This is a genomic window from Mycobacterium sp. TH-M103 (assembly GCF_057473785.1).
In genome coordinates this window covers 1-9,612 of the sequence record NZ_JBYCLG010000328.1, presented here as the reverse complement: position 1 = coordinate 9,612, position 9,612 = coordinate 1, and the positions used below count along the sequence as shown (strand labels likewise).

Below are 9,612 nucleotides of genomic sequence, written 5' to 3'. Positions count from 1 at the left end.
AGGAGATCCTGGCCGGCGTCGGCGGGGTGCGGGCGATCCGCGCGTTCACGGCCAACGCGGGCCTGCCCGCGCCCGAGGTATTCCACATGAACGAGGGGCACGCGGGCTTCCTCGGTGCGGAGCGCATCCGTGAGCTGGTCACCGACTCGGGACTGGACTTCGACACCGCGCTGACCGTCGTCCGCTCCAGCACGGTGTTCACCACCCACACCCCGGTGCCCGCCGGAATCGACCGGTTCCCGCTAGAGATGGTGCAGCGCTACTTCGACGACCAACGCGAGGCGACGTTGCTGCCGGGCCTGCCGACCGCCCGGATTCTCGAACTGGGCGCCGAGGCCGACCCGGCCAAGTTCAACATGGCCCACATGGGCCTGCGGCTGGCCCAGCGCGCCAACGGCGTCTCCCTGCTACACGGGCGGGTGAGCCGCGCCATGTTCAGCGAGCTGTGGCCCGGGTTCGACCGGGGCGAGGTCCCGATCGGCTCGATCACCAACGGCGTGCACGCACCCACCTGGGCCGCGCCGCAGTGGCTGGAGTTGGGTCGCGAGCTGGCCGGCTCGGACTCGCTGAGCGAACCCACGGTCTGGCAGCGGCTGCAGCAGGTCGACCCCGGCCACCTGTGGTGGATCCGCTCCCAGTTGCGTTCGCTGCTGGTCGAGGACGTGCGGGCGCGGCTGCGCCGGTCGTGGCGGGAGCGCGGCGCGGCCGACGCCGAGCTGGCCTGGATCGGGACGGCCTTCGACCCGGACGTGCTGACCATCGGGTTCGCCCGGCGGGTGCCGACCTACAAGCGGCTGACCCTGATGCTGCGCGATCCCGACCGGCTGGAACGACTGCTGCTCGACGAGGAGCGGCCGATCCAGCTGATCGTGGCCGGGAAGTCCCACCCCGCCGACGACGGCGGCAAGGCGCTGATCCAGCAGGTCGTGCGCTTCGCCGACCGCCCGCAGGTGCGCCACCGCATCGCCTTCCTGCCCGACTACGACATGTCGATGGCCCGGCTGCTGTATTGGGGCTGCGATGTCTGGCTCAACAACCCGCTGCGTCCCCTGGAGGCGTGCGGCACCTCCGGGATGAAGAGCGCGCTGAACGGCGGACTGAACCTGTCCATCCGCGACGGCTGGTGGGACGAGTGGTACGACGGCGAAAACGGCTGGGAGATACCGTCGGCCACGGGGCTGGCCGACGAGGTGCGCCGCGACGACCTGGAGGCCAACGCGCTCTACACGCTGCTCGAAGAGGCGGTGGCACCGAAGTTCTACGAGCGCGACCAACACGGGGTGCCGCCGCGGTGGGTCGAGATGGTGCGCCACACCCTGCAGACGCTGGGGCCCAAAGTGCTGGCCTCCCGAATGGTGCGGGACTACGTCGAGCAGTACTACATGCCCGCGGCGCAGTCGCTGCGCAAGACCATCGGCGGCGAGAAGCCCTTCGGCGCCGCGCGGGAGCTGGCCGTCTACCGTCGGCGCGTCGAGGAGGCGTGGCCCAAGATCGAGGTCACCGACGTCGACAGCACCGGCCTGCCGGACACCCCGCTGCTCGGGTCGAAGCTGACCCTGACCGCGACCGTGCGGCTGGGCGGACTGCGGCCCGACGAGGTGGCCGTGCAGGCGGTGCTCGGCCGGGTGGACTCCAGCGACGTGTTGCAGGACCCGGTGACGGTCGACATGCCGCACACCGGCAGCGCCGACGGCGGGAAAGCGGTGTTCGCGACGACGACGCCACTGCCGATGGCCGGTGCGGTCGGATACACGGTGCGGGTGCTGCCCCGCCATCCGATGCTCGCCGGCAGCGCCGAGCTCGGTCTGGTGGCCCTGGCCGGATGACCGCCTACGGTCAGGCCGGCACGCCGTCGGGCGCGGTGCGTAGCCGCTCCAGCGCCCCCCGCACCTGGGCGGCATCGGTTGTCGGCCAGAACGGCGGCAGCGAGGCCCGCAGGTAGGCGCCGTAGCCGGCCGTGACCATTCGAGAGTCGAGTACGGCGACGACGCCGCGGTCGGTCACCCGACGCAGCAGCCGGCCGGACCCCTGTGCCAGCAGCAACGCCGCGTGGCTGGCGGCCACCGCCATGAAACCGTTGCCGCCGCGGGCGGCGACGGCCCGCTGCCGCGCGCCCAGCAGGGGATCGTCCGGCCGGGGAAAGGGGATGCGGTCGATCAGCACCAGCGACAGCGACGGGCCCGGCACGTCGACGCCCTGCCACAGCGACAGCGTGCCGAACAGCGAGGTCTCCGGGTCGGCGCTGAAACGTTCGACCAGCGCCGAGGTGCTGTCGTCGCCCTGACACAACACCGGTGTCGACAACCGTTCGCGCATGGCCTCGGCGGCGGCCCGGGCGGCCCGCATCGACGAGAACAGCCCCAGTGTGCGCCCGCCGGCGGCGGTGATGAGCTCGGCGATCTCGGTGAGCTGCTCGGCCGACCCGGTGCCGTCGCGACCGGGCGGCGGCAGGTGGGCGGCGACGTAGAGGATTCCCGCTTTGGCGTGCTCGAACGGCGACCCGACGTCGAGACCCCGCCATTTGGGCCACGTCGGATCGCCGCCGGGCTCCGATCCGGTCAGGCCCCACGCGGCCGCCATTGCGTCGAAGGACCCGCCGACCGTCAGCGTCGCCGACGTCAACACGGTCGTCGACCGTGAGAAAACCCGGTCGCGCAGCAGGCCGGAGACCGACAGCGGCGCCACGCGCAGCACGGGCCGCGGCGAACCCCGGTTGTCCTCGTGCTCCAGCCAGACCACGTCGGTCCGATCCGGGATGGCCGGAGCGAACGAGACAAGGATGCGAGACGCGGTGTCGAATATCTCGCCGAGCGCGGCGACCGCCTCGGCACGGGCCGATGCCGCTCCGGGGTCAGCCCGCACCGGGCCGGTGGCGTCGATCGCCGAGCGTGCCGCGCTCGCCGCGTCGCGCAGCGCCGTCAGGTAGGTCGCGAGCTCGTCGTCGAGTCGGTCGATGCGGCCGGGCCGCGCGTCGTGGATCGCGGCGGCGAGGTTGGCGGTGGCCGCCTCCAACCGCTGGGTCAGTTCCGGACCGACCATCCGGGCGATCCGGCGCGTGGCCGCCCCGAGGGTGGCCGGGGTCAGCTCCGCGGTGGCCACCGACGTCACCCGGTCGACCAACTCGTGCGCCTCGTCGACCACCAGCAGCGCGTGCTCCGGCAGCACCGCCGATTCGGCGACGGCGTCGATGGCCAGCAGCGCGTGGTTGGTGACCACAATGTCGACGCCGCCGGCGCGGCCACGCGCCCGTTCCGAGAAGCATTCGCCGCCGAAGGGGCAGCGAGCCACGCCGATGCATTCGCGCGCGGAGACGCTGACCTGCGACCAGGACCGGTCGGGAACGCCGGGCCGCAGGTCGTCGCGGTCGCCCGAGTCGGTCGTCGACGCCCAGGCGGTGAGCCGCTGCAAGTCGCGACCCAGCGAGGTCGCGGCCACCGGATCGAAGAGCTCCTCCTGCGGTCTGTCCTCAGGCTCGCCGTCGATGGCGCTTCCATTGTGGATTTTGTTCAGGCACAGGTAGTTTCGCCGGCCCTTCAGCAGCGCGAACCGCGGCGCGCGGGGCAGCGTCCGGGCCAGCGACTCGGCCAGCCGCGGCAGGTCGCGGTCGACGAGCTGACGTTGCAGGGCGATCGTGGCCGTGGACACGACGACGGGCGATTCGTCGCTGACGGCGCGGACGATCGCGGGGACCAGATACGCCAGCGACTTACCGGTGCCGGTGCCGGCCTGCACGGCCAGGTGCTCGCCGGTATCGAAGGCGCGCGCCACCGCGACGGCCATCTCGAGCTGGCCTTGGCGTTCACTGCCGCCGAGCCCGGCCACCGCGGCGGCCAGCAGCTCCGGCACGCTCGGGCAGGCGTCGGAGGTGGTCACTGTTCGCGCTCAGGCCGGGATCTGGCTGGTGGGGATCGCCGGATCGCCGGGCGCCAATGCCAGCCCCTCCCACGGCAGGCTGCGCAGGCCGGCCGCGGCCAGCTTGCGTGCGGGGGCCAGGGCGCAGGCGCCCGTTTCCGCGACGACGCGGCCGCCGCGGACCAGGGGAGTGGTCAGGGGCCGGGACGGTTCGCCCACCGTGGGCGGGCGTCCGGCCGGGTGTACGACCTCCTCGGTGACGATGCCGCTCGGACGCGACAGGCGCAGCGCCTCTTTGCGGCCGCCGTGCGATTCCTTGTGGGTGCTGCGCTTCTGCACCGGCATGCCGTCCACTTCGACGAGCTTGTACACCATGTACGCGGTCGGGGCGCCCGCGCCGGTCACCAGCGAGGTACCGACGCCGTAGCTGTCGACGGGCTCGGCGCGCAACGCGGCGATGGAGAACTCGTCGAGGTCGCCGGACACCACGATCCGCGTCCGGCCGGCGCCCAGCTCGTCGAGCTGGGCACGCGCCTGGCGGGCGAGCACGCCCAGCTCGCCGGAGTCGATCCGGACCGCGCCCAGCGACGTGCCGGCGGCCGCCACGGCGTTGGCCACGCCGGCCGTCACGTCGTAGGTGTCCACCAGCAGCGTGGTGTCGACGCCCAGTGCCCGGACCTGGGCGCGGAACGCGGCCGGCTCGTCAGGTCCGTCCTGCGTGGTGTGCAGCATGGTGAACGCGTGCGCGGCGGTGCCCTCGGTGGGGATTCCGTATCGCCGCTGGGCCTCCAGGTTGGAGGTGGCGGCGAAGCCGACGATGTAGGCGGCACGGGCCGCGGCGATCGCGGCGTGCTCGTGGGTCCGGCGCGATCCCATCTCGATCAGCGGACGTCCGCCGGCGGCGCTGACCATCCGCGCGGCCGCCGACGCGACCGCGGTGTCGTGGTTGAAGATCGACAACGCCAGCGTTTCGAGCACCACGCATTCGGCGAAGCTGCCCGTGACCGAGAGCACGGGCGACCCGGGAAAGTACAGCTCCCCTTCCGCATAGCCGTCGATGTCGCCGCCGAACCGGAAGTCCCGCAGGTAGCCGACCGTGTCGGGATCGAGGAATTCGGCGAGCAGCCGGCACTGGTCGTCGTCGAAGCTGAAGTGCGGCAACGCTTCCAGCAGGCGCCCGGTTCCGGCGACCACGCCGTAGCGGCGCCCCGGCGGAAGCTTGCGCGCGAACAGCTCGAAGGTGGTCCGTCGCGCGGCGGTGCCGTCGCGCAGCGCCGCCGCCAGCATCGTCAACTCGTACTTGTCGGTCAACAGCCCAGCGGGGACCGGGTCGATCATTCCGTTACGGTATCCGCCCCCGTGCGGGGTTCGGTATTCAGATGCGGGGCTCGCTATCCTGGGAGCCATGGTTGTTGCGTCAGCGCCCACCAAACCGGGCACTACCGGACAACGCGAGGCTGACCCCGTCGACGTGACGGCCAGTCCATGGGTCACGATCGTGTGGGACGACCCGGTCAACCTGATGACCTATGTCACGTATGTGTTCCAGAAGTTGTTCGGTTACAGCGAGCCACACGCCACCAAGCTGATGCTTCAGGTGCACAACGAGGGCAAGGCGGTGGTGTCGGCGGGCAGCCGGGAGTCGATGGAAGCCGACGTATCCAAACTGCACGCCGCGGGGTTATGGGCGACCCTGCAGCAGGACCGGTGAGGGCACCCGATTCCCTGTGCGCAAATGGAAGCGCGTCGAGACCCCCGAGGGTCCTCGCTTTCGGTCCTCCCTGGCCACCCACGAGGCCGAGTTGCTCCGAAACCTCGTCAGCGCGATGATCGGCCTGCTCGACGAGCGCGAATCCTCCGCTCCGGCAGACGAACTCGAAGAGATCACCGGCATGAAGACCGGGAACTCCGAGCCGCCGCACGATCCGACGCTGCGCCGCCTGCTGCCTGACTTCTACCGGGCCGACGCCGAGGACGAGCCCTCGCCCGAGGTTCCCGAAGACCTGAACGCCGCGCTGCGCAGCCTGCATGAGCCGGAGATCATCGATGCCAAACGCGTTGCAGCGCAACAGTTGTTGAAGACCATCCCGGCCCGGGCCGGCAAGTTCGAGCTGACCGAGGACGAGGCGAACGCCTGGGTCTCGGCGGTCAATGACATCCGGCTGACGCTGGGCGTGATGCTCGACATCGGGCCGCAAGGCCCCGATCGCCTGCCGCCCGACCACCCGTTGGCCTCCCACTTCGACGTCTACCAGTGGCTGACGGTCCTGCAGGAATACCTGGTCCTGGTGCTGATGGGTCCCCGGTCAACTTGACGGCGCCGCCGCTGGGCTCCATCGCCGACGTCGGAGGCGTCCGCGTCGGCCACCACCACCGCTTGGATCCCGACGCGTCGCCGGGCGCCGGATGGGCCAGCGGCGTCACCGTGGTTCTCACCCCGCCCGGGACCGTCGGCGCGGTCGACTGCCGCGGTGGCGCACCGGGCACCCGGGAAACCGATCTGCTCGATCCCGCCAACACCGTGCGCTTCGTCGACGCGGTGCTGCTCGCCGGTGGCAGCGCCTACGGCCTGGCCGCCGCCGACGGCGTCATGCGCTGGCTGGAGGAACGCGGACGCGGTGTCGCGATGGAGGGCGGGGTGGTGCCCATCGTGCCCGGTGCGGTGATCTTCGATCTCCCGGTGGGCGGCTGGGACCGCCGGCCGACGGCCGACTTCGGCTATGCGGCGTGTGAGGCCGCCCGGGGTGGTGAGGCGGTGCCGGCGGTCGGCACGGTCGGCGCGGGGGTCGGGGCGCGGGCCGGGGTGCTCAAAGGCGGCGTCGGGACGGCCTCGACGACGCTGCCGTCCGGCGTGACCGTCGGCGCGATCGTCGTGGTGAACTCCGCGGGCGATGTCGCCGACCGGGCCACCGGCCTGCCCTGGATGGCGGACCTGATCCGCGAGTTCGCGCTGCGGCCGCCGCCGCCCGAACAGGTCGAGGCGTTCGCGCTGCTGCCGCCCAAGCTGAGCCCGCTGGACAATCCTCTCAACACGACGATCGGCGTCGTGGCGACCGACGCCGCGCTCAGCCCGGCGGCCTGCCGGCGCCTCGCCACCGCCGCCCAGGACGGCCTGGCCCGCGCGGTGCGCCCGGCGCACACCCCGCTGGACGGCGACACGGTGTTCGCGCTGGCCACCGGCGCCCTCGAGGTACCGCTCGCGGCTGATACGCCCGCCGCCTTCTCCCCGGAGGCGGGGCTGGTCAGCGAGCTGGGCGCCGCGGCCGCCGATTGCGTGGCGCGGGCGGTGCTGGCCGGTGTGCTCGGTGCCGAGTCGGTGGCCGGAATACCGACCTACCGCGGCATGTTGCCCGGAGCGTTCGGCCGATGAGGGGATGCGCATGACCAGACGAGGGGGAAGGTCGGGCACCCCGGCGCCTCGGGAGGCGTCGCGGCCGGCGTGGATGGTCGGCGCGGCCACGATCCTCACCTTCGTGGCGCTGCTCTACCTCGTCGAACTGATCGACCAGCTGACGCGGCACTCGCTGGACTCCAACGGCATCAGGCCGCTGCAGGCCGACGGCCTGTGGGGCATCGTGTTCGCTCCGGTCTTGCACGCCGGCTGGGAACACCTGATGGCCAACACCGTGCCGCTGTTGGTGCTGGGATTCCTCATGACGCTGTTCGGGTTGTCGCGCTTCGTCTGGGCCACCGCGATCGTCTGGATCGTGGGCGGGTTCGGTACCTGGCTGATCGGCGACCTGGGCAGCAGCTGCGGCCCCACCGACCACATCGGGGCCTCGGGCCTGATCTTCGGGTGGCTGGCCTTTCTGCTCGTGTTCGGGATATTCGTGCGCCGGGTGTGGGACATCATCATCGGCCTGGTGGTCTTGTTGGTCTACGGCGGCATCCTGCTCGGCGCCATGCCGGTGCTGGGCAGGTGCGGCGGCGTGTCGTGGCAGGGCCACCTGTGCGGAGCGGTCGCCGGCGTGGTGGCCGCCTACGCGTTGTCCGCCCCGGAGCGCAAGGCACGTGCCGTCAAGAAGGCCTCGACCCAGCGGCGCAGCGCGTGATCTCGTCCCTGGCTCCCATCGGGATCTTCGATTCCGGTGTCGGCGGGCTGACGGTGGCCCGGGCCATCATCGACCAGCTGCCCGACGAGGACATCATCTACGTCGGCGACACCGCGCACGGCCCCTACGGGCCGCTCCCCATTCCCGAGATCCGCGCGCACGCGCTCGCGATCGGCGACGACCTGGTCGACCGCGGCGTCAAGGCGCTGGTGATCGCCTGCAACACGGCCTCGGCGGCATGCCTGCGCGATGCGCGCGAACGCTACGCCGTGCCCGTCGTCGAGGTGATCCTGCCGGCGGTGCGGCGTGCGGTCGCCACCACCCGCAACGGCCGCATCGGGGTGATCGGGACGCAGGCGACCATCGCCTCGCACGCGTACCAGGACGCCTTCGCCGCCGCCCGCGACGCCGAGATCACCGCGGTGGCCTGCCCGCGTTTCGTGGACTTCGTGGAGCGCGGGGTTACCAGCGGACGTCAGGTGCTGGGGCTGGCCGAGGGCTACCTGGAGCCGTTGCAGCGCGCCGGGGTCGACACGCTGGTGCTGGGTTGCACGCACTACCCGCTGCTGTCCGGGTTGATCCAGCTGGCGATGGGTGACACCGTGACGCTCGTCTCGAGCGCGGAGGAAACCGCCAAGGAGGTGCTTCGGGTGCTCACCGAACGAGACTTGTTGCGCCCGCACCCCGAGCGTCCCGGCGCGCCGCCGGCGAGCCGGGTGTTCGAGGCCACCGGCGACCCCGAGGCGTTCACCAAACTCGCGGCGCGGTTCCTGGGTCCGTCGGTGACGGGGGTGCGGCCGCTTCGCCACCCGTCCGAGCGCTAGCGTCCGAGCGCCGATGGCGAGGGAGATTCTGGTCACATAAATGCGGCCATGTTTTCGTCATGGTAGTACCGGGCATGGCACAGTAGTGTCCGTGCGAATCACCGTGCTCGGCTGCTCAGGCAGCGTGGTGGGCCCGGATTCGCCTGCGTCGGGCTACCTGCTCCGCGCGCCGGACACCCCGCCGCTGGTGCTCGACTTCGGCGGCGGCGTGTTGGGTGCGTTGCAGCGCTACGCCGATCCCAGTTCGGTACACGTGCTGCTGTCGCACCTGCACGCCGACCACTGCCTGGACATGCCGGGACTGTTCGTCTGGCGCCGGTACCACCCGATCCGCCCCGAAGGCAAGGCGATGCTGTACGGCCCCAGCGATACCTGGTCGCGGTTGGGGGCGGCGTCCTCACCCTACGGCGGCGAGATCGACGACTGCTCCGACATTTTCGACGTCCGCCACTGGGTCGACGGCGAACCCGTGACGTTCGGCGCACTGACGGTGGTGCCACGGGTGGTGGCTCACCCGTGCGAGTCGTACGGGTTGCGGGTCACCGACCCCACCGGCGCGTCGTTCGTCTACAGCGGCGACACCGGCGTCTGCGACCAGCTCGTCGAACTCGCGCGCGATGCGGACGTGTTCCTCTGCGAGGCCTCCTGGACGCATTCGCCGGACCGCCCGCCCGCGTTGCACCTGTCGGGCACCGAGGCCGGCAGGGCCGCGGCGCAGGCCGGCGTGCGGGAGCTGTTGCTGACGCACATCCCACCGTGGACCTCGCGGGAGGACGTGATCAGCGAGGCCAAGGCCGAGTTCGACGGCCCGGTGCACGCCGTCGTGTGCGGCGAGACGTTCGACATCCGCCGCTCCGAACGGGTCTGAGCGCCCGGCCGCAGGC

9 protein-coding genes are annotated in these 9,612 nt (G+C 71.7%); 7 read left to right on the top strand and 2 right to left on the bottom strand.

Features of this window, described 5'->3' with window-relative positions; all coding sequences use genetic code 11:
- Positions 1 to 1,826 (top strand): alpha-glucan family phosphorylase (gene glgP / locus AC2VOR_RS18280; protein WP_486964261.1); only part of this gene is annotated, 1,826 nt, incomplete at its 5' end.
- A gap of 10 nt (positions 1,827 to 1,836) precedes the next feature.
- Here glgP and AC2VOR_RS18275 read toward each other — a convergent pair.
- Together AC2VOR_RS18275 and AC2VOR_RS18270 are read right to left on the bottom strand one after the other, a co-directional pair.
- Positions 1,837 to 3,873 (bottom strand): ATP-dependent DNA helicase, encoded by a 2,037-nt coding sequence (locus tag AC2VOR_RS18275; RefSeq protein ID WP_369737659.1) that lies wholly within the window; start codon positions 3,871 to 3,873, stop codon positions 1,837 to 1,839.
- Positions 3,874 to 3,882: 9 nt separating this feature from the next.
- Complete coding sequence (locus tag AC2VOR_RS18270) at positions 3,883 to 5,190, bottom strand: nicotinate phosphoribosyltransferase (RefSeq protein WP_369737660.1); 1,308 nt, start codon at positions 5,188 to 5,190, stop codon at positions 3,883 to 3,885.
- A 67-nt stretch (positions 5,191 to 5,257) separates the two neighbouring features.
- Between AC2VOR_RS18270 and clpS the strand changes: the two genes are divergently transcribed.
- The 6 genes from clpS (at position 5,258) to AC2VOR_RS18240 (ending at position 9,596) form a co-directional block, all read left to right on the top strand.
- The gene (gene clpS / locus AC2VOR_RS18265; protein ID WP_369737661.1) at positions 5,258 to 5,563 is read left to right on the top strand and encodes an ATP-dependent Clp protease adapter ClpS; all 306 of its coding nucleotides are present in this window, start codon (positions 5,258 to 5,260) and stop codon (positions 5,561 to 5,563) included.
- A 16-nt stretch (positions 5,564 to 5,579) separates the two neighbouring features.
- Positions 5,580 to 6,167: an oxidative stress transcriptional regulator AosR gene (gene aosR, locus AC2VOR_RS18260; RefSeq protein ID WP_369737662.1), complete on the top strand. Its 588-nt coding sequence runs from the start codon at positions 5,580 to 5,582 to the stop codon at positions 6,165 to 6,167.
- Positions 6,168 to 6,178: 11 nt separating this feature from the next.
- Positions 6,179 to 7,222, top strand: coding sequence for a P1 family peptidase (locus AC2VOR_RS18255; RefSeq protein WP_486964262.1), 1,044 nt, complete (start codon positions 6,179 to 6,181; stop codon positions 7,220 to 7,222).
- A 4-nt stretch (positions 7,223 to 7,226) separates the two neighbouring features.
- On the top strand, positions 7,227 to 7,904 hold the full coding sequence (locus AC2VOR_RS18250; protein WP_369737663.1) for a rhomboid family intramembrane serine protease: 678 nt from the start codon (positions 7,227 to 7,229) through the stop codon (positions 7,902 to 7,904).
- Positions 7,901 to 8,728, top strand: a complete 828-nt coding sequence (gene murI / locus AC2VOR_RS18245; RefSeq protein WP_369737664.1) for a glutamate racemase — start codon at positions 7,901 to 7,903, stop codon at positions 8,726 to 8,728. Before AC2VOR_RS18250 ends, murI begins: the two co-directional genes overlap by 4 nt.
- 85 nt (positions 8,729 to 8,813) lie before the next feature.
- Complete coding sequence (locus tag AC2VOR_RS18240; protein WP_369737665.1) at positions 8,814 to 9,596, top strand: cyclic nucleotide-degrading phosphodiesterase; 783 nt, start codon at positions 8,814 to 8,816, stop codon at positions 9,594 to 9,596.
- The last annotated feature ends 16 nt before the right edge of the window (positions 9,597 to 9,612 follow it).